The sequence below is a fragment of the Paenibacillus sp. 2RAB27 genome (assembly GCF_052115445.1).
Taxonomy (GTDB): domain Bacteria; phylum Bacillota; class Bacilli; order Paenibacillales; family NBRC-103111; genus Paenibacillus_E.
Window position 1 is genome coordinate 64,242 of sequence record NZ_JBFRGR010000010.1, and the last position, 26,227, is coordinate 90,468.

Sequence of the window (26,227 nt, forward strand, 5' to 3'; positions counted from 1 at the left end):
TCTCCGTCGGCAGTCGCGGGATAGCGCACAAATATCAAAATGGGCGGCGCATGCCGCCTTTTTTCACATGTGATGGCTTATTTACATGTTCCGAAAAAACGCTCAGCCGCCTCTCCTACATGCTTCACAGTAAACGTAGCCGCGGTAACTGAACTTGCCTCACCGTTGCGAATTAATATCGTGGTTCCGACTCCAGCGCGCAAACCTGCTTCGATGTCACTCTCTTTATCACCTATGATCACCGATGAGGCAAGATCCAACTGAAACTCTCGCATAGCTTGCAGAATCATACCCGGATTAGGCTTTCGGCAACAGGCATCTTGTTTGTATTCGCCAATGCCATGTACCGGGTGATAAGGACAAAAATATACGTTAGCGATCCGGATTCCATGTGCCTCGAATTGCTCCGTCATCCATGCCGTTAACGCCATAAAGTCGTGCTCCGTGTAAAATCCCCGCCCAATCCCCGCTTGGTTGGTTACGATGATGAGTAGAAATCCAGCATGCTGGAAACGTAAGAGTGTTTCGAATATCCCCTTGCTAAACTCGAAATCCTCTACTTTGTAAACATAAGATTTATCAAGGTTAATGACACCATCCCGGTCAAGCAAAAGCGCCTTCGGTCTCATCCGTCCCGACCTCCGGAGCCAAGCTCAGACTTCGCACGCTCATAGTCTTCCGGAATGCCGATATCGATAAAATAACCTTCACTCAGGAAGCCATACAGGTTAAGCTTCTGTGCACCAGGATTTCCTAGAAATTTTTCAAAAGAAAATGGGGCGGACAGATGGAACGGATCCCATAAATCGGTACGAGCTACGTAGACACCACCATTAATCAAGCCAGATTCGCACATCCGCTTCTCCTGAAAGCTGAGCACCCTACAGTCCGAACTTACGATAACGGCACCGTATCGGTCAAATTGTTTCATCGGCTTAAGTGAAAGCGTCAAGTCTGCAGCGCGGTCACTATGAAACTGCATCAACTGCGGGATATCGACGTGGAACATCGTGTCTCCATTTACTAACAGCACCTGATCGCTGGCAATCTGAGTCATCGCCTTCTTCAGTGCTCCTCCGGTTCCTAGCGGTTCTTCTTCCACCGAATAGGCGATTCTTATTTCTCCGAAGCTATGGCCGAAATAGGAGCTAATGGCTTCATGTTTGTATCCAACCGCCAGGATCACCCTGCGAACCCCTTGCCTCTCCAATCGCTCGAGAATATATTGAAGAAATGGTTTGCCCCCTACGGGAGCCATCGGTTTGGGTAAATCCCATATAACTCCCCGCAAACGTGTCCCCAGCCCGCCAGCTAAAATGATGGCTTCCATAGGGTTAAAATCCTTTGCCAAATATGGATTCTTCTACGATCGCGCACAAAATATGGCCAATCAGAATATGCGCTTCTTGAATTCTCGGGGTTTCTTGGGAGGGTATCCGTATGCAGATATCGCAGAGGGCAGCCATACGGCCTCCTGACTCACCAGTTAATCCAATTGTCGTGATGCCCATAGCACGGCACATTTCTAAACCTCTGATCACATTGGGCGAGTTACCGGATGTGGAAATGCCAATAAATATGTCTCCACGTTGGCCGTTAGCTTGAATTTGCCGTGCAAACAACTGCTCATATCCGTAGTCGTTACCAATTGCAGTAAGAATGGAGGTATCCGTCGTAAGCGCGATGCAAGGCAGGCCGGGACGGTCGAAATAAAAGCGACTGACGAATTCGCCTGCAATATGCTGGGCATCGGCCGCACTTCCTCCATTACCGCCGAGCATTATTTTATTACCGTTTCGGTAAACCTCGATCATTTTTCTTGCTGCCTGCTCAATTAAACGAAGTAGATCGCTATCTTTTGAAATCGCCCTTTTAATCTCCATCGCCCGTAAAATTTCGCTGCTAATATACGCTTTCAAACTTATACCCTCCATCCTTGCGTTCCGCTCTTTGTAAAATGGAATTGAAATACTTTACCTCCTAATTCGTTCAAGCGATGTACAACCTGTATGCGTTTGACGGGATCCACGATAAACATCATAAATCCGCCACCCCCTGCTCCAGATACCTTGCCTGCTAGTGCACCGGCATTCATCGCCGTATCATATATGAAGTCAATTCGTTCGTTCGTAATAGAGGTGGCCATCTTTTTTTTGGCACTCCAGGATTTTCCCAAGTGCTCAGCAAACTTGTTGATTTCACCCTTTAATATACATTCCTTAATCGAGTAAGCCTCCGCTTTCAAGGTATGGGTTGCTTTTAGGGTGGACTGTTTGTTATTCCGTGTATTGCGGACTTGTTCGTCAATGATCTTGGCAGATTCCCTTGATGCTCCTGTGTAATATAAAATCATAGAGCTTTCCAACTCACTGATAATCCAGTTTTTTATCCGAAGTGGGTTCACAATGACCMGATTATTTTCATAAAACTCAATAAAGTTGAATCCACCAAAGGTGGCTGCATATTGATCCTGCTTACCGCCACCCCATCCGACATCGATACGCTCAATGTCATAGGCTAGTTGAGCAATTTCATACTCCCCGAGCGGCAGATTAAGCCATTCTACATAAGCCTTCAGCATAGCGACCACCATCGTGGATGATGAACCGAGACCAGATCCTGCGGGAGCGTCAGAATAGGTGGTCATCCGAAAAGAGAGTGGCTCGTCCTGCCTAAACTGTTTAACAATCCGGTTATACACGCCTTTATGCAAGCTTAGACGGCCATCCAACTCTAGTTCTGGGAGAGGGACCGTGGTGAATTCTTCATTGAGATCCGCAGCGACAAAAGTAAGGTTACCTTCATCGAGGACCTCAATCGTGCAATAAGCGTATAAATCAATCGTCGCATTCAGTACGCATCCTCCGAATAAGTCGCAGTAGGGCGACACATCCGTTCCGCCTCCGGCTAGCCCCAATCTTAAAGGAGCTTTAGATCTGATGATCATGTGCTTCCTCCGTTCCATGTTGTCCAATATACTTCATAACCAATTCAGCATATGTTTGAATAAGACAACTTGTATGGACGTATGGCGCAGCGTCGAATATTTTCCACCCTTCGTACTTTTTGAAAATAAACGTTTGTCCCATTCAGACCTTTTACAGAGGGAATAGTATAGCTATGTGATAATGAAGTGTGCCGGGAGGTGTTGTGGTGAAGCTAAAGGCTAGGAGAACGAAGAGAAAGATATTGGGGTCTATACGCGTGCGTAAGCTCCGTAGATCTAAACCAGGCCGGCGTCTAGTGCTCAAACGTGGGAAATCCGTACGTTCAAGGTGGAAGAATCGGAGAAAACGGTCAGTTATGAAGCTTTATAAACGCAACAGGAACCGACGGTTCAAAGGTCGCCGGATCCATAAAGGATTGCGACTCGTGAATAGGCTGGTGGTACCGAGCTCATCTCAGCCATTGGTCAGTATAATTATTCCGGTCTACAACAAATGGCGTTTTACTTACAAATGTTTGATGTCCATCGTTCAGCATACACATGGAATTCCTTATGAGATCATCGTGATGGATGATCGGTCAAACGACTTAACAGCCCGTATCGGACATTATGTCAAAGGAGTCACTGTCATTCGCAACAAGGTGAAGAGGGGATTTCTTCATAACTGCAATCATGGGGCAGCGATTTCCAAAGGAAAGTATGTATTGTTTTTAAATAACGATACGATCGTGACTCCCGGTTGGTTGGCACATCTGTTGTCTTTACCCGAGCAAGATCCAACCATTGGAATTATAGGGTCTAAGTTGATATATCCGGATGGGAGACTTCAGGAGGCCGGCGGTATTGTCTTTAATAACGGGTATGCAAGGAATTACGGTCGATTAGATAGTCCAGACAAACATGAATATAATTATGTTAAGGAAGTGGATTATATCTCAGGGGCATCGATCATGATTCGTAAAGAGGTATGGAATCGAATAGGTGGTTTTGATCAGCATTTCGCACCTGCTTACTCAGAGGATGTGGACATTGCATTTAAAGCAAGACAACATGGGTTCAAAGTTATCTACCAACCCAAATCTGTTGTCGTACACTATGAGGGCGTATCCCACGGCACAGACCTTAACACAGGGATAAAGAAATATCAGGTGATTAACCAGCAGAAATTTAGAGAAAAATGGGCGGGCGTACTGCAGCGGGATCAACTTGCTGATGGTGAGCACCTCTTCTGGGCGAGAGAACGCTCAAGGAGTAAAAAAACCATCCTGGTTATTGATTACGGCGTTCCAAGTTTCGACAAAGATGCGGGCAGCCGAACGACATTTATGTATCTGAAACTATTTGTGGACATGGGCTTTAATGTCAAATTCTTACCAGATAACTTCATCAAACCGGAGCCTTATGGCACAGAACTAGAACAGCTTGGCATTGAGATCCTTTACGGACCGCAAGATCGTGGGTATTACGAGCACTGGATTGTTAGGCACAATGAATACATTGATTATGTTCTTTTGAACCGGCCCAACATTTCACATCACTATATGGATCTAATCAAGACTTATACCCGTGCAAAAATTCTGTATTATGGTCATGATATGCATTATGTCCGAGAGCTGAGGCGATTCGGTTTGGAGAACAACCGCGAACTGCTGCAAGCCTCCGAGTTCATTAAAAAGCTGGAGTTCGACATGTTCAGCAAAGCGGATACGGTTCTGACCTGCAGCGACTCGGAAAAACGAATTATCGAAGGGAATTTTCCAAATAAACAAACGGTATTACTTCCAGCCTACTACTTTGATCATACGATACCGACAACAAGGCAATGGAGTGAACGCAATGGTCTGCTCTTTGTTGGCGGCTTCAACCACAGCCCTAACACCGACGGTATGTTGTGGTTTTGTCGCGATATTCTGCCTATTGTCCAACAAGCGATTCCACATATACACGTATTCATCGCCGGTTCCAATCCACCGCCCGCTGTAGTAGGCTTACAATCGGATCGGATTACTGTCACCGGATTTATACCAGATCATGAACTAAAACAACTGTATGGGAATACGAAGATTGCCGTCATTCCACTTCGGTACGGTGCAGGCGTGAAAGGCAAAACGGTGGAAGCTATGCGCCATCATATGCCATTAGTTACGACCAGCACGGGGATAGAAGGGCTCAAGAATATTAGGCAGATTATTGAACCTGTGAACGCCCCTCATGCATTTGCTGAACAAATTATCCAGTTATACAACAATGACAGTCTATTAGCGCATAAGGCCGAACAAAGTAGGATGTACGTGGAAACTTACTTCTCCAGAGCAAAAGCCTTAGAGAGTATGAGGTCAGCCTTATAGTGCAGGAAAAACGTAGAGAAATAAAATAAACGGCTACGCCGTCCTCTTAGGACGAGAGCGTTTATGGAGAAATATAGCCGACTTATCTGGTGAAACTTATAAATTCTTATATTTTGATAAAAAGTGACTGAAAGTTTCGACTTTCAGTCACTTTTATCTTTTTTCACATCTTTTTAGCAAAATAACGTTCCATAACAGCTGGATGTTTCCCAGTGAAAGGCTTCGTCACGATGTCATATTCGATTCGACCCACCGATTTTCCTAAATATTGATCGACATCGCGTCGGCGGTTATCATTCGCTTTCACTTGGGTACCGAAAGCATAATGGTAATGGAAGGCTGAAATAGGCTCAGCCCTATTGGGGATTTCCCACATGTAACGTCCGAACAGATGCACTTTGCAGTGATTCTTGGCATCGTCGTATCGTATACCCATATGATTGCGCCACATAAGCCATTTATTGACAGACCAGTGTTCGTCGTTCGGTGCACTTATTCGTATGGTTTGGGGATTCATCCAGAATTGCACCCACGGAAATGAGATAGCATCTGCTTCTTTCTGGGCCATAAGCCGAGGCAAGGCATCACGGAAGCTATCATCCATGATTTCATCTGCATCGATCGCCATAATCCAATCTCCAATTGCTTGGTCAACCATGAAATTCCTTACGACGGACTCGTTCCAGTCATCGGAGTAGGGTAAGCCCGTCTGCTTAATATGGAATAGCCGAATATTCGCACGGTTTTTCCACTGATTGATGATATTTATACTGTCGTCGGTGCTTCCTCCATCCACAAAAAGAATTTCATCTGCATAGGAAGCGACACTTTCTAGAAACAGCGGGAGGAACTTTTCCTCATTCAAAATCGGCACGATAACCGAAAGCTTGGGTTTCGGTTCTAATAGCGGAGCGTGTGGAACATTCAGCGGTTCATAAACGACAGGAACATTTAATAAAGGAGGAGGCTGCTTGGCCTGGGGAGTCGATCGTAATGATCGGCTTCTTCGCAGGCGTTTTTTAACTTTTCGCAGTAGACGCTTGCGGAGTTTGACAGTTCGCAACGGACGCTTGCGTAATTTGATTCCATTTTTCCTGCGGCTTCTCTTAAGCAGCTTTTGTTTCCGGTTTGGTTTGGCCGTCTTTCTAACTGCCTGCCGGAGAACTTTTTTCATAGAGGACCTCCTTCGCTGTAAGGTGAGCGATCTGTAATCCAACTTAGTATATTCAGGCGTTTCTACCTACGAATGGACGAATAACTACGTATGAGTTTTTGTCTGCCCAATCGCGGCGAAAGAAAGCAGCAGTGGATAGATAGCAAAGGAGCTAAGCACAAATCTGCTTAGCTCCTTTTATTCGACTATTTACTTTGTCCAATCTACATATAAAATTTCCATCTCATCTAATTATGGTTCGGGGATAGGGTCCTTGGCGTTTTCGTAAGCATGTAGGATCGAATTGAGCAGACCAGGGAATTTTTCTTCTAAATCACCCTTGCGTAATGACAAGAAGCGCTGGGTTCCTTGCACGCGGACGTGAACAACACCAGCTTCACGCATTGTGCGCACATGATGAGACATTGTTGATTTCACGACACTAACATCAATGCCGCCACATGTACACTCTCCTTGTTTGTGGAGATCGGAGACGATAGATAATCGGACGGGATCGCTTAACGCATAGAGGACGGATGAGAGATGCATATCCGCTATGTCTGGGTGAAATAGTACTTTCAGGATGCTTCCTCCTCGTTAACGCTTAGTGATTGCATTTTACCACATTGCGTGCTATATTTCTATTGTTCGATAACAATCGAATTAAAGAAATGATAAGTGCGGGGAATGCATAGTATAAACAAGCCCTACCCCCAAATGAAACGGAGGAACGACCATGCCTACTACCAATACCAATCAAACGACGCAATCCCATTCTGTGGAGGCGTTGTTTCAACCTTTTACACTAGGCAATCTTAAACTTGCGAATCGAGTCGTGATGGCTCCGATGACACGAGCCTTCTCGCCAGGAGGTGTTCCTGGGCAGGACGTGGTGGATTATTACCGCCGCCGCGCGGAGAATGGCGTTGGTCTTATTATTACCGAAGGAACCCTGATCAATCATCCAGCGGCAACCGACAATCCCAATATCCCTAACTTCCATGGAGAAGAGGCGCACGCAGGTTGGAAACGTGTTGTCACTGCTGTGCATGAAGCAGGAGGACGTATCGTGCCTCAGCTCTGGCATGTCGGAATGACTCGCGCGAATGGGTCACTTCCGCACCCGGAAGCGCCATCGATTGGACCGTCAGGCCGCACGTTAACGGGCGAACAAGTGAATGAACCGATGACGCAGGCGGACATCGATCAAGTCGTGCAAGCCTTCGCGCAAGCGGCAGCGGATGCGAAACGGATCGGCTTCGACGGCATCGAGCTTCATGGCGCCCACGGTTACTTGATTGATCAATTCCTATGGGAGAAAACGAATCAACGCACGGATAAGTACGGTGGTAGTATGATGGCTCGCACGCGATTTGCCGTTGAAATCATTGAAGCTTGCCGCCGCGCAGTAGGGCCAGATTTCCCGATTATTATTAGGTTGTCACAGTGGAAATCGGCTGAATATACAGCTAAACTCGCTGCTACACCTGAATTGCTCGGTCAATTGCTTGCACCACTCGTTGAGGCAGGCGTGGATATATTCCATTGCTCGACCCGCAGATTCTGGGAGCCCGAGTTCGAAGGATCTAACCTCAATTTTGCAGGTTGGGTGAAGCAGTTAACGGGCAAACCTACGATTACAGTCGGATCCGTTGGTTTAGATGATGAATTCTTGGGCTCCTTCAGTGGGAAAAGCTCAGGCACAGCTGACATCAATGAGCTGCTTGTTCGCCTAGAGCAGAATGAGTTCGATCTCGTTGCGATTGGGCGCGCGCTGTTGGTTGACCCTGCTTGGGCTGACAAAGTGCGAGGCGGTCGACTCGACGAATTGCTGCCATTCACCGCTGATGCTCTAAAACGTTTATATTAAACCGTCAGACATGTGAAACTAGCTATCTGGCTACAACGAAGCAAGGCAACCGGATGAACCGGCTGCCTTGTTTTTCTTTTTTCCGCTATCAGACAGATGCTCAGTAATTCGTACGCGTAAATGTTGCATCACTTTTCACGGTTGCTGTGCTAGAAGCGTTAATCACTTCGGCTCTCAGTACGTAATTGTAATGACGGATGTAGTACGTAGGCGCGCTATAGGATTGGAACGAGACCTTGCTGCTGTCGGCCCAACAGGTCACAAGGTTGAAGGTGGCATCCTGGTTAAAAGCCGTCGTTCCATCAAATTGTGCAAGGACGATCCCATTACTCGCATTTTTCCGGATAAAATAGCCTGGGAAATTGATGGATTCGAGTGAAACACTAGATGCGTTAGCCAAACCAGGCACCACGCGGAACTGTGAATCCAGAGCAGATGAAACGTTAGGATCTATGCGAAGCGTGTAGTTAGAGTGACGTATGAAGTACGTAGGGAAATTGTACGACGCAAATTTACTGTAGCCAGTGGCATCGGCCGTGGAAGGCCCGAAGAGACGAACCTCGTATAACGTCGGCGTGTACCAGTTGCTCGGGTTGTTGAACAGCACAGCATTCACGAGGTTGATCCGCACATAGCGCGCTGTGAAATGCACCGTATCCGTTGTAAAACTATAGGCGTGGGTTGGCTGACTCTTCCTCCTCCCACTGAATAACTGGAAAACCTCCATCTAAATTGGTGATTTTCGAGGTGTTTGATGAACTAACTGGAAAACATGCAGCTAAATTTGGCCTTTCTCGCCATTTTCACTGAATGGGGTTGAATTAGCTGTACCTTTTCCATCTAAATCCAATTTATGAGGAAAATTGCTTAAAATAACTGGAGAATTTCCATCTAACTTAAGGCGGGGGGAGGTGGAGATGAGAGTAGATGGAGGTAGGTGGGGTAAGTGGAGATGAGAATAGAAGATGAGTAGGTGGATGAGTGTTGATGAGATTCGAGGGAGGCAAGGGGGGAGTGTGGATGAGATTAGGGGAGGCAAGTGGAGCGCGATATTAGGTGGCACAAGTGGAGATTAGATTAGCGGGTGGGCAGGTAGAATCCATACCCTTTTGGAAATCCATCTAGTTCTTTGGCTTTTTGCACAAATTTTCATGTCTTTACAATAAAATAGCAAATTTCGCAATTATCCTATGGTAAAATAAGGTGGTTGTTAGATAGCTTGTCTGTCCGATAAGCAAGCGCTTATGTAGAAAAGATTTTGACTCAGCCAATAAGCTAAGGAGGAATTGTAATGAGTAAGCTCAAAGGATGGAAGTCGAGGTTATGGAAGACAACGTTGGCGTTGACAGTAGCAATACCGTTCCAAGTGCTGGCGACAAGCAGCTGGCAGGCCGTGATGGCGGAGGGACCGACAGATCCAGCGCCGTTCATTGAAGCCAAAGTCGTCAACGGGAATGCAGGGAAGAAAGTGCTTTTTGACAATACACATGAGCAGACAGCTGGAGCAGCGGATTGGGTCATTGATGGGGCTTTTTCGGATTTCGGCAATGCGTTAGCGAACAATGGTTATTATGTAAAAGAACTGCGCAAAACGACGCCAATTACGTTGGCCGATTTGAGCGGTTATGATGTGTTCGTGGTAGCAGAGTCCAATGTTCCGTACAAAACAAGTGAGCAAAACGCCCTAGCCCAATATGTGGCGGCAGGCGGCAGTATATTTTTCATCGGCGATCATTACAACGCCGACCGTAACAAAAACCGCTGGGATGGCTCCGAGGTATTCAACGGCTATCGCCGTGGAGCCTGGACGAATCCAGCAGCAGGCATGAGCGCGGAAGAGTCAGCGTCTTCGGCGATGCAAGATGTAGCTAGCTCAGACTGGCTAGCGACACAGTTCGGTCTGCGTTTCCGCTATAACGCCCTCGGCGATATTAATGCGAATAACATCGTAGCGCCTGCGCAAGCTTTTGGGATAACGACAGGTGTCTCCAGTGTGGCGATGCACGCAGGATCTACGCTAGCCATTATTGATCCGACGAAGGCGAAGGGCATTGTGTACTTGCCACAAACGAATGAGGCTTGGGCGAATGCGGTTGATCAAGGTGTGTACAATGGCGGCGGAGTAGCAGAAGGGCCTTACGTGGCTGTTGCCAAAGCAGGCGCAGGTAAGGCAGCTTTCATCGGGGATTCCTCACCGGTCGAGGATGCAACGCCGAAATATGTGCGCGAGGATACAGGCGCGAAGAAGACGACGTATGATGGGTTTAAAGAAGTGGACGACGGCAAGCTGCTCGTCAATATGGTGAACTGGCTTTCGACCAAAGAAAGCTATACCAGCTTCGCTGAAGTAAGCGGCTTGCAGCTGGATCAGCCGACGGCTTTGCTGCCTTTTGAAGCTCCGGCGGCATCGACGGAACCACAGCCAGAGCCTTGGGCAGCACCAAATGCTGGCTACAAATGGTACGACCGCAGCACGTTCAAGGCCGGCTCGTATGGCGGACCTGCAGCTACGGCGAATACGACGTACAGCTTCGTGAAACAAGCGGTCTTGCCGAACGCGGCAGACTTCCCGATCAGAGTCGTTGTGGATAACTTACCGCCATCGACAACCGTCTCGGGCTTCAGTCTTGGTATTTACCTGGTTACCGGTGGGTCACAAATCGCCAAGGTACAAAATGCAGATGGCACGTGGCCAACAGCTTATGCGTATAGCTCCGCTTTTAGCGTAACGGCAGATATCAACGGACACGCCACGAAGGACCTGAATGTACGCGTTGTTCCAGGAACGACAGCGCCAGCGAATCTCAGATTGCGCCTGAATGGCACGAATCTGAAAACCGAAGCCGTCACGCTTGGTAACGTGCCTGCAGAAAACTTGCCGGAAGAGGAAAATCCGATTCCTGCCAAGATTGCCATTTCCGAAGCACGTGCGAAAGCAGCAGGTACGTTGGTGACAGTTGAAGGTGTCGTTACGACAGAGCCGGGTGCTTTTGGCGGGCAAGCCTTCTACTTGCAAGACGCAACAGGCGGCGTGTATGTATTCCAAAGCTTGAGCGGCTTCCACCGAGGGGATACGGTAAAAGTAACAGCTTCAACAGCGCTATTCAACACGGAGTTTGAGCTTGCTGATCCTGTAGAGATTGTCAAAACAGGCGTCGCTGCACTCCCAGCATCCACCCCAGTATCCGCTGTGACAGCGGACAACCAAGGGCAATTGCTCACACTGAATGACGTGACAATCAGCAATATCATCACGGCAACGCCGACGGGTTCTTTTGAATTCGACGCTGTCAAAGACGGCGTAAGCAACCACATTCGTGTCGATACACGAACAGGTTTATCTTTAAGCACCTTCCCTTACTCAGCGGGGCAAAAGGTGACGATTCAAGGTGTTGGCGCGATTTTCAAAGGTGTATTCCAATTGAAGCCACGGGGCTTGAGCGATTTCAGCGTAGCTGCTGATACCGCAGCACCATTAACGACAGCAACCTTATCAGGTGCACCGAATGCAGCGGGTTGGCTCAAGGATGACGTTACCGTCACATTAACTGCTGTAGATGATCAAGCGGGTGCAGTGACTACGCAATATGGCATCAATGGCGGAACTTCTACGGCATACACAGCGCCAATCTCGATTAGTTCTGAGGGCTCAACAACATTGAGCTATTCCTCTACGGATGCTGCGGGCAATGTTGAAGCGGCAAAGTCCTTGCAAGTGAAGCTGGATAAAACAGCGCCAATAGCGACCCTTACGGAGTCGGGGCATGCCGTCAAGGATGTGACTTATGGAACTTCGGTGACATTTAATTTGGTCGCCAACGATGCCATTTCGGGAGTTGTAACGCAATCCCTGACCTTGGATGGTCAAGCAATTACAAGTGGTCAAACGATTGCCGCAGGCAGTTTAGCCGTAGGTGCACACACGGTGGCATATCTTGTAACGGATGCTGCAGGGAACACGACAACTGCTTCGCAGACATTTAACGTGGTTAAACCATTATCGAACGGCGCTCCTGGCCAGCCTGTTTTATCTTCCAACAACGGCTATACTGGTTTAAAAGATGGCAACTACACGATCACGATGAACATGTGGTGGGGGAATAATGGTTCCATTTTCAAACTATACGAGAACGGTGTTCTTATCTCTACAAAAACACTTTCCGATGCCTCCCCAGCGGCTCAAGTCGCCAAAGTGGATGTATCCGGTAAACCAAACGGTACGTACACGTATACAAGTGAACTTATTAATTTATTCGGTACGACAACTAGTCAGCCTATCGTTGTAACGATCACAGAGGCGTCCCCAGGTAAACCAGTCCTATCACAGAATAATTGGGATGGCGATGGCAACTACAATGTGACCATGAACATGTGGTGGGGCACCAACGCAACAGGGTATCGCCTCTACGAAAATGACGTGCTCATTGATGAGAAAAGTTTGCAAGCCGCTTCGCCAAGTGCACAAAGCGCTGTTACAGCCATCGCTGGTCGCGCAAAAGGTGTTTATAAGTATCGTGTCGAGATGTTCAATGCAGCTGGCGTGACAACGAGCGACGTGGTGAATGTCACGGTTACGAAGTAACCGGAGGACAGAGCTTGAAGGAAAGCCCTTCTGGTCTTAGACCAGAGGGGCTGTTTTCTGTTTCGGCTGAAGGCCTCCAGCTCCCGTCTCCAGCTCCCGTCTCCAGCTCCCGTCTCCAGCTCCCGTCTCCAGCTCCCGTCTCCAGCTCCCGTCTCCAGCTCCCGTCTCCAGCTCCCATCCCCAGATCCACGCCCCAGCCCACTGCTATCCCCTTACTCTCCCGCCAGCCCACCGCCAAGAAAGGGAACGAGAGGACGCTATTTCGCGGAATTAGCTGTGTTTGGCAATATTGGGGAACGAGGGTGCGCTATTTCCGAGAAAAGGGAGGGATTTGCGCCAAAATGGCACAAATAGCGTCCCTACGTTCCCTCCCATTGCCAAAAGCACCGTTTTAGTCGACAATAGCGTACCTAGGTTCCCTTTCACATTCCATCGGGGCTCTTAAGCAGCAGGGCTTCCCTTCAGAATGAACCAACTAGACAAAATCATATCCCAATGGTAGGTTAAATGGATAATTAGGAAAGAATGTGATCGCTTATGTCCATTGCTTCTCAAGCCAAAGAAACAACGAGCGGCAGCCGCTTATGGATGGTGCTGGTGCTCGGTTTACTCGCCTCCTTCGGGCCGCTTTCTCTCGATATGTACCTGCCGGCCCTGCCTGTCATTGCGGGTGATCTCCATACAACAACTTCGCTCGCACAAATGAGCTTAACCGCCTGCATGCTCGGTCTCTCTCTAGGCCAGCTCATTGCTGGATCGGTGAGTGATGTGCGCGGAAGACGCATGCCTTTGTTGGTCGGCCTCCTGATTTATGGCGTCGCCTCCGCACTTTGTATGGTTGCGCCATCGATCTGGGCATTCCTGATCCTGCGCTTTGTGCAGGGGATGGCAGGAGCTGCAGGAATCGTTATTTCCCGAGCGATCGTTCGTGATATGTATGAGGGCGTGGCGTTGACGAAATTTTTTGCACTGCTGATGCTCGTGAATGGTTCAGCTCCTATCCTAGCTCCGATTATCGGCGGCCAGCTGCTGCAATTCACCTCATGGCGCGGTGTATTTCTTGTGCTTAGCTTGATCGGTGTCGTGATGCTCATCATTGTTGTACTTGGGCTAAAAGAAACCCACCCGCCGGAACGCCGCTCCAAAGGCGGGCTTACGAATACCCTGCGCATATTCCGAGGTCTGCTCACGGACCGTTTGTTCATGGGCTATGCGTTAACGCAGGGGCTCATCTTCGCTGGTATGTTCGCCTATATTTCGGGGTCGCCGTTTGTTCTGCAGGATATATTTGATGTTTCTCCCCAAATGTTCAGTGTGATCTTCGCCGTGAATGGGGCTGGCGTCATCCTAGCCGGGCAAATTACGGGACGACTTGCGGGCAAAGTCAGCAATCACCGTTTGCTAGCCGGAGGCTTAGTGATAGCTGTTCTAGGAGGACTGCTGCTGCTCGTGGCAACGCTTAGTGGGGCTGGGCTGATTGTGATATTGCCAGCGTTCTTCCTCATCGTGGCCTGTATTGGTCCTGTTTCGGTTTCAACGTCCTCTTTGGCGCTGCAAAATCAAGGCAAAACAGCCGGCAGCGCCGCAGCCTTGCTGGGCTTAATGACCTTCGTCATCGGCGGTTTAGTAGCACCGCTAGTCGGTCTTGGCGGCAGCCAGACAGCTGTACCTCTAGGCATAATCATCGCCGTCATGGAGCTGGGTGGTGTACTCTGTTTCGTGTTCATGACGCGAGAAAAAGCGTAAGATCGACTCACTTTTTTTAAAAAATTCAAGGATTTTTCACAATTAAGGTTTATACTGAAAGAAGAATTGACCAAATTGTGAAAAAGGTGGCTAACACGGATGAAGCGCATTCATAAAACGTGGATTATCGGCACACTCGCAGCTGGATTATTGATCAGTGGCGGCTTCGTACTTCAGCATAATCAAGCGTTTGCTAACGACACCAACACGACACCAACACCTAAGAAATTTCAGGATAAACATAGCTTTGAGAGGCAGCAAGCACCAAGGGGCGGTTTTGATTTTGGTAAAGGCGGCGGTTTTGGAGGCGTAATCGATTTTTCTTCCATCCTTGGCTTGGATAAAGCGACTCTTAAAGCAGAAATTGATGCGGGCAAAACCCTCGTTCAAATCGCACAGGAGAAAGCCAACCTCAGTGAAGACGCGTTGCTTGCTAAATTGACAGAGGCAGAAACGAAGAAAATCGATACAGCACTTAGCGAGGGCAAAATCAAGCAAGAACAGGCAGATAAGCTCAAAGAAGGACTTGCGGATCGTTTGAAAAAAATGGTAGAAGCCAAACCTCATGCAATGAATTTCGATAAAAAGCCGATGCCTCGCGGCGGCAACATGCCTAACATGCCAATGCCCGGTGGCGTTGGGGTTGCTCCGCACGAAATCGCTGCGATTCTCGGTATAACCGAAGAAGAACTGGCGACTGAGCGTAAAGCAGGGAAGTCCCTTGCCGAGATCGCAGCTGCGAAAGGCCTCACGGAGGATCAGTTGATCGCTAAGCTCAAAGACAGCCTGACAGATGAACTGAAAAACTTCGTCGAACGCAAAGGCGGCGGTGAGCGACCAGTACCACAGCTCCGTGAAGACGGTGGTTCGTTCAAAGGTAAGCCAGGCCACGGTGGGGAGCGCAGACCAGCTCCGTCGACACCGTCAGCAACACCTTCGGCTACGTAATTCGTACTCATGATCGACTTATAGAGATAGCAAAAGGTTGCCACATTCGATTACATCGAGCGATGGCAACCTTTTTCGCGCTGAGTTGGGCGCGATGGAGGGAAGCGGTTAGTTGGCGTGGAAGTTTTTCACAGGAAGATCATGTGGCGAAGGAAGAGAAGAGAAGCTTGAAGGAGGAGTGGCCGATATGGAAGAGCTCATTGGGCATTGTCGCACATGTGAGAAGCCCATTTATTGCAAAATGGGATTTCTGGATGGCGTCGTGCAGGCGGATAAATCGTTAGTATGCTATGAATGCTCGAGTGAGATGCCGAAGGAGAATCTGACTGTGGAGCCGCAAAAGTGAGTGGTTAGTTGAGTTAATTAGTGAGTTCCAGTAAGAACAGATTAACAGTATTAACTATTAACCGTTGATTCACATGCGGAACAACTTAGTTGCTCCAACCGCTGATTCACGGCAGTCTAACTTAGACACGCTAACTGGTGATTCCCGTCAGAACAAATTAGCTTGCTCATAATTCCCAATTCCGATGGACATTTGTTTATGCCTGCTACCGATGCTCCCTTCACTTTCTATTCATTTCAATCTACTCTAATTCACTCTCATGTACTTTAATCCACTCTTCACAGAACTCTCACCCTCACTCTGCAACTTGCACGTGATCAGCACCAAGTTTCTCACCCCCGAACACAATAGAAGTCACCCAACACCTCCTAGCCCCTAAATAGTGCAAGTAATCCATCACTTCCTCCTTCACTCTCCCAACATTGCAATTTACCCAACATTAGATGGAAAAAGTACAGCTATTATTGATATATTTCGCTGAAATAAACATTTAGCTGGATAACATGTAGTTATTTTCAGCTGTTTTACTCAAAATGGTGAAATGTTGACGAATTAGCTACATGAAATACAGTTAAATGGATTTATAACCGAGTTTCGCCGAAATTAGCTACAAAAAATACAGTTATTTCAGCGGCGGCGGAGGCGGGGCGATAGGGATAGCTTAGGCGGGGGGGGGGGTTAACGCGGGCTGCGCCAAGTGCCCAGCCGCGCCCCTACCGCGGCTAATACAAAACCCGCCACAAGTAAAACGTGGCGTAAGCTTCCCATCCCCGCCAACCCTCCGCGAGCTGGCGGATCTCTTCAAGCGAGGGCTTGGCCTCCAGGCCAAGCACATGCTTCAGCGCGTTATGCAGGCCGACGTCGGCCAACGGGAACGCAGCGGGGTTGCGCAGACAGCGCATCCCCACATAGTTGGCCGTCCAGGGGCCGATGCCGCGAATGCGCAGCAGATCTTTTTCCATGGCGAGGAAATCGCTCATCGCAAGCAGCCCAGCCTTGGATAACGATCCTTCCGCCATGAGATTGGCAACGCCAATGAGGTACTCTGCTTTTTTACCCGTGAATTGTAAAGCGGTGAGATCTTCTGTCCTGAGAGCAGCAATCCGCTCCGGCGTCGGGAACGCCCAATACGTTCGTCCCTCCCAATCTAGYGATGTGCCGAAGGTTTCGACTAGGCGTCTTTTGAGCGTATAGGCGAAAGCCAAGTTAATCTGCTGACCGATTATCCCCCAGCTCATCGCCTCAAACAAATCGGGAATCCCCATCAGACGCAGCCCTCGGAATTCCTCCGTCACTTGCTGCAGGATCGAATCCTCCATCGCATACAATGGCGTCAAATCCGTCCCCAAATCAAACCACTCCCACACATAGCGAGCGATATCATCGCGGACCGCAGCGGTTAAACTAGTACCACTATAGTGGACAATTCGGATATGTAGCTCCTCGTCGTCCTCACTGTGGACAGCGATAAGCGCGAGGTTATCCCCAACTGGCAGCAGCTTATAGATACTGGAGTTATCCACAACGAATAGGCACTCATTGGTGGAGCGGCTTAAATAACCGATATTTTGCTCATATCGAAAAGGCCCAGGCAGAGCTAGCGAGAGCGTGCTCGATGGTTCGTGCCATTGTAGGCGGGATGGGTCAAAAGCTTGCAGGTGTGGCATCATCATTCTCCTTATTGGTAGGAAGTCTTACTTGCATTATCGCCGAGAGCGGCTTTTGTAATCTTGCTTTCTCATCTCGGAGCCCTTACAACCACAGGTCTGTTTGGGTATACTGAGCTTATAAAAGGAACGCAAAGAGAGGGGCATCCGGTATGCAGGAGCGGTATTGGCAAGCCATCGTTGCGAATGATGCGGCGTATGACGGGACGTTTTATTATGCGGTGGCGACGACAGGGATCTTCTGCCGGCCTTCCTGCAAATCGAGACTTCCAAAGCGGGAGCATGTGCGTATTTTTCATCACAGCCAAGCAGCAATGGCAGCAAGTTTCCGTCCTTGTAAAAGGTGTCGGCCTGACGGCATCCGGCTTCCCGATGAGGCATGGGTTGCGGAAATGAAGGCGCATATCGAAGAGCACTTCGCTGAACCGCTGTCGTTAGCGACGCTTTCGGAGCATTTCTATGCGAGTACGTATCATCTGCAAAGGACTTTCAAACGAGTAGCTGGCGTGACGCCGCTTATGTATATCCAAGAGGTCCGGCTTGCAGCAGCAAAAAAGCTTCTAATCACCACGGACATGCCCGTGCAGGTGATCGGGTCACGGGTGGGTATGGCGAATGCTGCGCATTTTGCGACATTGTTTCAGAAGAGAACAGGACTTACGCCGACAGAGTTTCGGCAACAGCCTATGCATTAACGATAACCGAGTTGGGAGGTTGGTTGCAACATGGTGAGAGAAGTTGCGGAAAGTGTGGGTACCCAAACGATTTACTGGGGTGCGGTTCGGGTGCAAGATCGTCATTTCGTGATGGCGGTAACGGATGTAGGGTTGGGTTACTTGCAGTTTCAGAAAGGTGACGCGAGAGATGGCGTTGACGTTGAAGCGTGGCAAGAATTCACCCAATGGGCGAGAAAGATTGGACATCCGAGCGGCTGKATTCAGCAAGCGGATAAGTTAAAGCCTTACATGCTGCAACTGGACGAATATTTGAGTGGGGAGCGAACAAGTTTTGAACTGCCATTGGATCTGCGGGGGACGGAGTTTCAACAGTCGGTGTGGAGAGCGCTGCACGAAATTGCGCATGGTGAAACGGTGAGTTATTCACAGGTAGCCCAAATGCTAGATAGATCCAGTGCCGTACGTGCGGTTGGCACCGCCATTGGCGCAAATCCTGTACTTATCGTTGTACCTTGCCATCGCGTCGTAGGGAAGGATGGCGCACTGACGGGCTATCGCGGCGGTTTGGGGAATAAGGAGAAGCTTCTGCATTTGGAGGCGCAGGGGAAGTAGGACGTTGAATTTCTATCCTATGTAGGAAGGGTTTTTCAACTTTGTGGGAGTTGTTTATTGTCACTTATCGATGACAGTAAGCGGCTCCTATTCGCCGTTATTGATAATAAATTCACTCTCATTCACGCCTCCATGCATAAAATCCCAAATATAGATAAAAATACGGGGAAGGAAATGAATGGGAATAGGAAGCTGAAATCATCTTGAGTGTATGTACAGGGACAGGGGGCGAATTGCGTGACCTTTTGGAGTTGGAATAAGCTACGGACCAAACAAACATCCCAAAGTCAGCATCCTCGTATGATCCCGCTGAAGGATTCACCTGCTCATCAGATTATGGAAGCCAACCATGAGGCGAGTGTCAGCACGCAACTGGAAGCGACGATTACATATGTTCAACAGATACTCGGTGAAAATGACGATTTCATCATACGCCGGTTTTGCATATTTTCCGATCAGCCAGCTGTCGTGATGTATTTCCCTGACTTGATTGATAAACAGTATTTGAACGATCATATTTTAAAGCCGCTGATGCTAACGTCTTCTCAGGAATTTGCTAAAGCAGTAAGCCGCCCCATGAAGGAGTTTCTCTTAAACGATATCCTTTATGCGTGTGAAGGAAGAACGGAAACAGGGCTGAATGAAATTATCCAGGCCATCGTTGAAGGGAAAACGGTTCTTCAAGTTGACGGAATAACGGATGCATTTATCTTCAGTACACGCCATGTTGACAAGCGATCGATCACGCAACCAGAAACGGAACAGGTGATCCGTGGCGCAAGGGAAGGCTTTATCGAAATGTTGGGTACGAATCTAGCCCTGCTTCGCTACCGTCTCCCCACGCCGGACTTACGGATAAAAACGATTCGTATAGGACGTATCACCAAATCCAAAGTGGCGCTCTGCTACATTGACGGCATTGTGAATCCTGCACTCGTAGAAGAAGTGTTCAGACGTTTATCGTTGATTGATATTGATGGCATCCTGGACGTTGGATATTTGGAACAGTTTATCGAAGATAACCATTTATCCCCGTTCCCGCAAATTCAAAACACAGAACGACCGGATAAAGCGGTCGCCAATCTTTTGGAAGGCAGAGTCATCCTGCTTGTTGACGGATCACCGTTTGCCCTCATATTGCCTACGGTATTCAGTCAATTTTATCAAACGGTCGAGGATTACTCAGAGAGGTATCTTCTCGTCAGTTTCATACGGCTGTCACGCTTGGTAGCCCTGGTTTTCTCGCTGATTTTCCCATCGTTATATGTGGCCTTAATTTCGTTTAATCCAGAACTCATCCCTACCGAGTTTGCGGTAGCAGTAGCCGGGGGGAGAGCGGGAGTGCCTTTCCCTTCTGTTATCGAAGTTCTGATCATGGAGATATCCATGGAAGTACTGAGGGAAGCAACACTTCGGCTGCCGCAGCAGGTTGGTGGAGCCCTCTCCATTGTTGGTGTGCTTGTTGTTGGGCAGGCAGCGGTTGCGGCAGGATTTATCTCTCCGATCACGGTTGTTATCATCGCTTTGACGACGATTGGTTCCTTTGCCACACCGGCTTACAATGCGGCCTTGGCCCTTAGACTGCTGCGCTTTCCACTTGTGATTTTATCTGGCATATTCGGTCTATATGGGGTGATGATCGGGTTGATTCTGATCGCCAACCATATGCTTTCCTTAAAGTCGTTCGGTGTTCCTTACTTAAGCCCGCTAGTCCCAGGTAATTTCCAAGGGATGAAGGATACGCTAGCTCGGCTGCCGCTGTGGTCCATGCCGAAGAGGCCGGCACTTTTACACACACCTAATGACACCCGTCTTGGGAAAATAACAAAAGAAATGAGTGAAGAAGCGCCAAACAACACATTAGACCCTTTGAAAGTCGGAGATACAAGGAGGAACGTAACCAATGGAGCATCCTCGCCAGGTAACAGTCATACAAGCGGCGATCATACTGATTAGTACAATCATTGGGGTGGGGGTGTTAGCCCTCTCGTTATTTGCTGTCAGAGCAGCCGATTCCGGGGCGCCTCTTGTCACTTTGCTAGGCTTTTTGGTTGGTTTATTAGGACTTTGTTTATTAACCAAGCTCGGGATGCGTTTTCCCACGAAATCTATTATTGAGTACAGCGAGGAGCTGATTGGTAAATGGCCTGCGCGTGGATTTAGTGTTTTGATTATCATGTTCTTTTGCTTGATTACAGCCCTGGCATCACGTGAATTTGGAGAGGTTGTCGTCACTTCCGTTTTAACTAAAACACCCCTAGAAGTGACGGTGATCGTTATGTTGCTGCTAGCGGCTGTTTCTTCTCGCGTAGATATAACGACATTTACATACTTTCACCATTTTTATTTCCCGATCATCGTATTTCCGGGACTAGTTATTGTCGTGCTCTCCCTAAAGAATGCACACTTAATTAATCTTCTGCCCCTGTGGGGCAATGAACCAACCGGTATGCCATTGGGAATTCTCACGATGGCTGCCTTATTTCAAGGCTCATTTGTCATGACGATCGTCATACCTGCGATGCGCAGGCCGGAGAAAGCCATGATTGCTGGGTTTATTGGTATGTTAGCAGCTGGGTCCTTTTATATCCTTATCGTGATTGCTACCGTAGGCGTCTTCGGAGCTGAGGAAATTAAAAAATTAGTCTGGCCGACACTGGAATTAGCCAAGACGACATCATTGCCCGCCAATATCCTGGAGCGTTTAGACGGTGCATTTCTTGCTGTATGGGTTACCGCAGTGTTCACGACATTGTTGTCTACCTATTATTTAGCCATTTATTTCTCAAGCCAGCTTTTACGTTTGCGAGATCATAAAATGTTTGCCTTCTTGCTTGTTCCCTTTATCTATGTTATTGCGATGTTCTCACAAAATCTGCTGCAGATGTATGAAATCATTCAAATTGTCGGTCGCTGGGGACTAGTCTTCACAGTTGCGTATCCATTGGTCTTATTTGTTGTGGCCATGATTCGAAAGAAAAAAAATCGGGGTGATCAACTTGTGGCAAAATCTGATTAAACAGATTCTTGTTTTCGTGTTGGTTGCCCCTTTGCTTACAGGCTGCTGGGATCGCCTAGAAATCGAAGATCGCGCTGTCGTCCTGGCGATTGGCATTGATAAGGCGAAGCCAGGTGATGAGAAGGAAAGCAGCAATGCTACGCATATTCTGAACCTGGATCCAGAGGCTAACAAGGGACTCATTCGTATCACCGTCCAAATTGCTGTTCCGGGCCGCATTCCGCTAGGTGCAGGGAGCGGAACCGGCAACCCTTCTGGGGAAAAACCGGTTTGGGTGTTGACCAGCGTCGGATATACCATTGATGACGCATTATTGAATCTTCAGCAACAGCTCGCAGATAAGTTGTTTTTTGGCCATTTACGGGTCATCGTGATTTCGGAAGTTGTAGCCAAAAAAGGGATCGAGAATGAAGACGACTTCTTTCGGCGTCAACCTCAGGTCAGAAGAACCGTTTGGATGGTCGTATCCAAAGGAAACGCAGCCGACATCATTAAAGCCAATCCGCAATTAGAGCGCGTTCCGACTTTATATTTGCTCGCTACACTGGAACATTCTAGAGAAAGGGGCACTCTGCCCAACATTTTCATGGGTGTCTTTTTAAGTGCGAATTCTGCCAAGGGGCAGGAAGGGATGCTTCCTTATATGGAATTAAAGAAGGAATCGAACATTGAGCTTGCTGGGATGGCCTATTTTAAAAACGATAAAATGGTTGGCGTCACAACACCCTTGCAAATCGGACATTATATGGCGATCAAACAAATCAACCCAGGGGGGTATAGTGTTATTCAGGAAATGCCAGGCTCAAAAACGTTGGTTATTTTTAAATCTACTCACCGAAAGTCGCGAATAACGACAACTATCAAAAATGGAAAAGTGCATACCATCATAAAATGTCAAATCGAAGGGGATTTAACGGAGAAATCGAATGAGAAGGTACTCATTACAAAAGATAATTTGAAGAAGCTGGAGGAGAAAATTCAAGAAGACGCTAACGTGGGATTCGGGAAATTAATTCAGCAGACTCAGAAGGATGGCAGTGACATTTTCGGTTTCGGTGAATATGTGCGCGCGACGCAGCCAGCCTACTGGAACAAGGAAATCAAAACCGAGGAATCATGGCATGATCAATATAAAGAGATGTCCTTCGATGTCACGGTACACGTTAAGATTAGACGAATTGGGACGAAAACCAACTAGGGAAGGATTCGGCCAATGATTACCTTTAACAATTACACGGTTTTGCTGCTGTTGGTCTCTGGGTTGCTAGTGTTAGTTTTCGATGTAAAAAATTATACGAAGGCCAACATGCTCAAAGAGAAAAAAGCAGCTTTATTTGCAGGATGGTTCAATATCTCTTTAGGAGTCCTTTCGTTCTTCGGCTATCTGGTGTATGAGAGGTGGTTCTGGAAATAAAGGGAGGTGTATCCATGCAGGTCGATGTGAAGCGTAAGCAGTCGAAGTCGATACTGACGAAAGCGAGCGGATTTCTCGAAGGCTACTCGCATACGTTAAATCCATACACGGGCTGCGCATTTGCCTGCTCCTACTGCTATGTGCGGCAAATGCCGGTGGCCTTGTTCCGCAGCGAACCCTGGGGCAGCTGGGTTGACGTGAAGGAGAACGCGCCCGCACTCCTTGCCAAGGAGCTGGCGCGGGCCAAGAGCAAAGGGCCCGTCACGATCTTCTTCTCCTCGGCGACGGACCCTTATCAGCCGATCGAGTACAAGGAGCGCCTCACCCGTGCGCTCCTCGAGGTGATGTCCGTGGCGCAGCCGGACTTCTTGTTCGTGCAAACCCGCAGCCCGCTCGTGACGCGGGATGCGGACCTGCTTCAGCTGCTCGGCGACCGCGTCCGAGTCAGCATGACGGTGGAGACGGACCGCGAGGATATCCGCCGCGCGTTCACCCCGTCCGCGCCGCCGATCGCGGCGCGGCTGGAAGCACTACGCGAGCTCGCCGCTCGCGGAATCCCGGTGCAGGCCACGATAGCGCCAGCGCTGCCCAGCTCGGACGGCTTCGCCGAGCGGCTGGCGGGCATCGTGGATCGGGTGTGCATCGACGATTACTTCATGGGCGATGGCAGTGGGGGAGGGCGCACGGCACGCATCGGCGTGCGCGCCATTTATGACGCGCTGGAGCTGACCGACTGGTACAGTCGGGATGCGTATCGGCGCGTACACGAACAGCTCCTGCGGCATTTCCCGCAGGAGCGTGTCTTCATCAGCCAGGCGGGATTCCTCCCCTAAGGGCCCGCCGATCTTCATTCTGTTATTGCCCCGACCGGTTGCTCATCCTGCACCTCCGTATGATCCCGGAGCCGCTGCTTAAATTCTTTAGGCGAGCATTGATTGTATCGCTTGAACAGCTTGTAGAACTGAGCCATATTCTGAATGCCGGCTTCATAGCTAATTTCCATAATACTGAGATCCCCAGTGAGCAGGAGGCGCTCGGCTTTTTTGATACGTTTATAATTCACATAATCAATAAAGGATAGTCCCATCACTTTTTTAAAATACTTAATAAAGTAATGATAACTCAGATTTAGAATGCGGCACACATCTTCGACCGTAATCCGCTCTGTCAAATGCTCGTCGATATACGTCAGAGCTGGGCGTAAACGTGAGATGCCGGAATCCTCAGTAAGCCCAGCTAGATCACGTTTATCATTGCGCAGAAGGAGCAACAGGAGGTGCTTAATGGCAGCAACAATGGCTAGTTCATAGCCGACGGTACGCGTTTGTGACTCCTCATGAATTTGCCGGATGAGCTGGTAAGCGTTTGCTCTAACCGTGCTATTTGAACGAAAAAGTTCATTAAACGGTTCGAGGGAATGCGTCAACTCCGAAAATAAATGCAAATAAGCGAGTGTACTCAAATCGAAATGCTGTGTCAGATCAATTTGAAATACAATTTGGTGCAGGGGCGCTTCGGAGTATTTATGTGTGCGATGGGGCTGTGAGGAACCAAGCAACAACACATCCCCTGCCTCCATAATCGTGTAGGCATCTTTCGTTTGGATGCCGAGTTGACCCTGGGTTACGACGAGAAACTCAACTTGCTTATGCCAGTGCCAGGTCCAAGGGTCAGGCAAGCCACATTGGGGAGAGTCGTATTGGATTTCCCATATTTTCAAGAAAAGAAGCGGGTTCTGGTACACGACTTCTTCATTTCTAATTTCAGTTAAATTTGCAGGACTAAGAGTAGGGTTCATAGGCATGGAATACCTCACTAAGCTGGACATTTTCGAATAAGATTTCGTCTCAGTAAGTATAACATTGCGAGACATCCGATGACACTATTGAATAAGAAGTAAGCACAATTCTGCCTTTCCTTGGCACTTGAGAAAACCTATACTCAGAAGTAAGAATGAATACGCTATCGTGGAGGCATGAAATGATGAGTAAACCATTAAATGTAACCGTTTGGAACGAATTTCGTCATGAAAAAGAAAACGAGAAAGTCCGCGCTGMCTATCCTGATGGTATTCACACAGCCATTGGCGAGGGACTGAGCGGTTCCGTCCAAGTCGCCTATGCAACATTAGACGATCCCGAGCATGGTTTGACGGAAGAAGTCTTGAACAACACGGACGTCCTGATCTGGTGGGGGCATAAAGCACACGGCGAAGTACAAGATGAGATCGTAGCTCGTGTTCAAAAGCGTGTGTGGGCAGGCATGGGCTTAATCGTCCTGCATTCCGGCCACTTCTCCAAAGTGTTCAAAACCCTTATGGGCACATCTTGTGATCTCAAATGGCGCGAAGCCGACGAGAAAGAGCGCCTATGGGTCGTTGCTCCAGGTCATCCGATCGTGGAAGGCATTGGCGAGTACATTGATCTTGAGGCAGAGGAAATGTACGGGGAGCATTTTGACATCCCACAACCGGATGAACTTATCATGGTTTCTTGGTTCGAAGGCGGCGAAGTATTCCGCAGCGGATGTACGTTCCATCGTGGGAACGGGAAGATTTTCTACTTCCGTCCAGGCCATGAAACATACCGTACGTACTACAATGAGCAAATCCGCCGCGTTATCTCCAATGCGGTTCAGTGGGCAGCGCCAACTACGCGCGAGTACCCGAAATACGGTAACCACAAGCCATTGGAAGAGATTAAAGCGAAGGTTAATGCTTAAAATCATAGCGTAGCGAAGTATCGAGCATGCTCCCAAATCTTTGGGGGCATGCTTTTTGCTGTTATCAATGAGTTGATTTTGCTCATCTTGTGATTTAAACTTCATACATAGTTGAGCGACCTCCTGGCCGATTAATCCTAAAAGAATAAGTAACATTGAGCGACGCCTCTGGGATGA

At 48.5% G+C, this 26,227-nt stretch carries 23 protein-coding genes and 1 pseudogene; 14 read left to right on the top strand and 10 right to left on the bottom strand.

Annotated features, from left to right (window positions below):
- Positions 1-77 precede the first annotated feature (77 nt).
- Genes AB4114_RS16055 through AB4114_RS16070 form a run of 4 tightly spaced genes read right to left on the bottom strand, consistent with a single transcriptional unit; the run spans position 78 to position 2,947 of the window.
- Positions 78-629, bottom strand: a complete 552-nt coding sequence (locus AB4114_RS16055) for a D-glycero-alpha-D-manno-heptose-1,7-bisphosphate 7-phosphatase (protein WP_441989346.1) — start codon at positions 627-629, stop codon at positions 78-80.
- Positions 626-1,330 carry a nucleotidyltransferase family protein gene (locus tag AB4114_RS16060; RefSeq protein ID WP_441989347.1) on the bottom strand — a complete coding sequence of 235 codons (705 nt, stop codon included), beginning with the start codon at positions 1,328-1,330 and terminating at the stop codon, positions 626-628. The genes AB4114_RS16055 and AB4114_RS16060 overlap by 4 nt, the downstream gene beginning before the upstream one ends.
- Before the next feature lie 4 nt (positions 1,331-1,334).
- Positions 1,335-1,919 carry a D-sedoheptulose-7-phosphate isomerase gene (locus AB4114_RS16065; protein WP_441989348.1) on the bottom strand — a complete coding sequence of 195 codons (585 nt, stop codon included), beginning with the start codon at positions 1,917-1,919 and terminating at the stop codon, positions 1,335-1,337.
- 2 nt (positions 1,920-1,921) lie between these two features.
- Positions 1,922-2,947, bottom strand: coding sequence for a GHMP family kinase ATP-binding protein (locus AB4114_RS16070; RefSeq protein ID WP_441989349.1), 1,026 nt, complete (start codon positions 2,945-2,947; stop codon positions 1,922-1,924).
- Positions 2,948-3,372: 425 nt separating this feature from the next.
- On the opposite strand from AB4114_RS16070, the gene AB4114_RS16075 reads away from it, so the two are divergent.
- Complete coding sequence (locus tag AB4114_RS16075; protein WP_441989350.1) at positions 3,373-5,295, top strand: glycosyltransferase; 1,923 nt, start codon at positions 3,373-3,375, stop codon at positions 5,293-5,295.
- A gap of 163 nt (positions 5,296-5,458) precedes the next feature.
- Here the strand turns inward: AB4114_RS16075 and AB4114_RS16080 are convergent, their stop codons facing one another.
- Both AB4114_RS16080 and AB4114_RS16085 read right to left on the bottom strand, forming a co-directional pair.
- Complete coding sequence (locus AB4114_RS16080; RefSeq protein WP_441989351.1) at positions 5,459-6,469, bottom strand: glycosyltransferase; 1,011 nt, start codon at positions 6,467-6,469, stop codon at positions 5,459-5,461.
- A gap of 231 nt (positions 6,470-6,700) precedes the next feature.
- Complete coding sequence (locus AB4114_RS16085; RefSeq protein ID WP_441989352.1) at positions 6,701-6,997, bottom strand: ArsR/SmtB family transcription factor; 297 nt, start codon at positions 6,995-6,997, stop codon at positions 6,701-6,703.
- Positions 6,998-7,184: 187 nt separating this feature from the next.
- On the opposite strand from AB4114_RS16085, the gene AB4114_RS16090 reads away from it, so the two are divergent.
- A complete protein-coding gene (locus AB4114_RS16090) occupies positions 7,185-8,318 on the top strand; it encodes an NADH:flavin oxidoreductase (protein WP_441989353.1) in 1,134 nt (377 codons plus the stop codon).
- A gap of 100 nt (positions 8,319-8,418) precedes the next feature.
- Here the strand turns inward: AB4114_RS16090 and AB4114_RS16095 are convergent.
- Positions 8,419-8,991: pseudogene (locus AB4114_RS16095) on the bottom strand (AbfB domain-containing protein); the annotation flags it as partial.
- Positions 8,992-9,609: 618 nt separating this feature from the next.
- Between AB4114_RS16095 and AB4114_RS16100 the strand changes: the two are divergent.
- On the top strand, positions 9,610-12,900 hold the full coding sequence (locus tag AB4114_RS16100; protein ID WP_441989354.1) for an OmpL47-type beta-barrel domain-containing protein: 3,291 nt from the start codon (positions 9,610-9,612) through the stop codon (positions 12,898-12,900).
- Here the strand turns inward: AB4114_RS16100 and AB4114_RS16105 are convergent.
- Positions 12,890-13,102 carry a hypothetical protein gene (locus tag AB4114_RS16105; RefSeq protein ID WP_441989355.1) on the bottom strand — a complete coding sequence of 71 codons (213 nt, stop codon included), beginning with the start codon at positions 13,100-13,102 and terminating at the stop codon, positions 12,890-12,892. The two genes, AB4114_RS16100 and AB4114_RS16105, sit on opposite strands and share 11 nt — an antisense overlap.
- Before the next feature lie 335 nt (positions 13,103-13,437).
- Between AB4114_RS16105 and AB4114_RS16110 the strand changes: the two genes are divergently transcribed.
- From AB4114_RS16110 to AB4114_RS16120, 3 genes are all read left to right on the top strand, one after another.
- On the top strand, positions 13,438-14,646 hold the full coding sequence (locus AB4114_RS16110; protein ID WP_441989356.1) for a multidrug effflux MFS transporter: 1,209 nt from the start codon (positions 13,438-13,440) through the stop codon (positions 14,644-14,646).
- A gap of 99 nt (positions 14,647-14,745) precedes the next feature.
- A complete protein-coding gene (locus AB4114_RS16115; protein ID WP_441989357.1) occupies positions 14,746-15,594 on the top strand; it encodes a hypothetical protein in 849 nt (282 codons plus the stop codon).
- 187 nt (positions 15,595-15,781) lie between these two features.
- Positions 15,782-15,940 carry a hypothetical protein gene (locus tag AB4114_RS16120; protein WP_441989358.1) on the top strand — a complete coding sequence of 53 codons (159 nt, stop codon included), beginning with the start codon at positions 15,782-15,784 and terminating at the stop codon, positions 15,938-15,940.
- Positions 15,941-16,662: 722 nt separating this feature from the next.
- Here the strand turns inward: AB4114_RS16120 and AB4114_RS16125 are convergent.
- A complete protein-coding gene (locus AB4114_RS16125) occupies positions 16,663-17,613 on the bottom strand; it encodes a DNA-3-methyladenine glycosylase family protein (protein ID WP_441989359.1) in 951 nt (316 codons plus the stop codon).
- Positions 17,614-17,759: 146 nt separating this feature from the next.
- Between AB4114_RS16125 and AB4114_RS16130 the strand changes: the two genes are divergently transcribed.
- The 7 genes from AB4114_RS16130 (at position 17,760) to AB4114_RS16160 (ending at position 24,162) form a co-directional block, all read left to right on the top strand.
- Entirely contained in the window at positions 17,760-18,302 is a 543-nt protein-coding gene (locus AB4114_RS16130) for a bifunctional transcriptional activator/DNA repair enzyme AdaA (protein ID WP_441989360.1), read from the top strand.
- A gap of 30 nt (positions 18,303-18,332) precedes the next feature.
- Entirely contained in the window at positions 18,333-18,896 is a 564-nt protein-coding gene (locus AB4114_RS16135; protein ID WP_441989361.1) for a methylated-DNA--[protein]-cysteine S-methyltransferase, read from the top strand.
- A gap of 300 nt (positions 18,897-19,196) precedes the next feature.
- A complete protein-coding gene (locus AB4114_RS16140; RefSeq protein ID WP_441989477.1) occupies positions 19,197-20,852 on the top strand; it encodes a spore germination protein in 1,656 nt (551 codons plus the stop codon).
- On the top strand, positions 20,800-21,915 hold the full coding sequence (locus AB4114_RS16145; RefSeq protein WP_441989362.1) for a GerAB/ArcD/ProY family transporter: 1,116 nt from the start codon (positions 20,800-20,802) through the stop codon (positions 21,913-21,915). Before AB4114_RS16140 ends, AB4114_RS16145 begins: the two co-directional genes overlap by 53 nt.
- On the top strand, positions 21,896-23,113 hold the full coding sequence (locus AB4114_RS16150) for a Ger(x)C family spore germination protein (protein ID WP_441989363.1): 1,218 nt from the start codon (positions 21,896-21,898) through the stop codon (positions 23,111-23,113). The genes AB4114_RS16145 and AB4114_RS16150 overlap by 20 nt, the downstream gene beginning before the upstream one ends.
- 15 nt (positions 23,114-23,128) lie before the next feature.
- On the top strand, positions 23,129-23,329 hold the full coding sequence (locus AB4114_RS16155) for a CLC_0170 family protein (RefSeq protein ID WP_441989364.1): 201 nt from the start codon (positions 23,129-23,131) through the stop codon (positions 23,327-23,329).
- Positions 23,330-23,343: 14 nt separating this feature from the next.
- Positions 23,344-24,162 carry an SPL family radical SAM protein gene (locus AB4114_RS16160; RefSeq protein ID WP_441989365.1) on the top strand — a complete coding sequence of 273 codons (819 nt, stop codon included), beginning with the start codon at positions 23,344-23,346 and terminating at the stop codon, positions 24,160-24,162.
- 14 nt (positions 24,163-24,176) lie between these two features.
- On the opposite strand, the gene AB4114_RS16165 is transcribed toward AB4114_RS16160, so the two are convergent.
- Positions 24,177-25,133, bottom strand: coding sequence for a helix-turn-helix domain-containing protein (locus AB4114_RS16165; RefSeq protein ID WP_441989366.1), 957 nt, complete (start codon positions 25,131-25,133; stop codon positions 24,177-24,179).
- 179 nt (positions 25,134-25,312) lie between these two features.
- Here AB4114_RS16165 and AB4114_RS16170 point away from each other — a divergent pair, with 179 nt between their 5' ends.
- Positions 25,313-26,050, top strand: coding sequence for a ThuA domain-containing protein (locus AB4114_RS16170; RefSeq protein WP_441989478.1), 738 nt, complete (start codon positions 25,313-25,315; stop codon positions 26,048-26,050).
- The last annotated feature ends 177 nt before the right edge of the window (positions 26,051-26,227 follow it).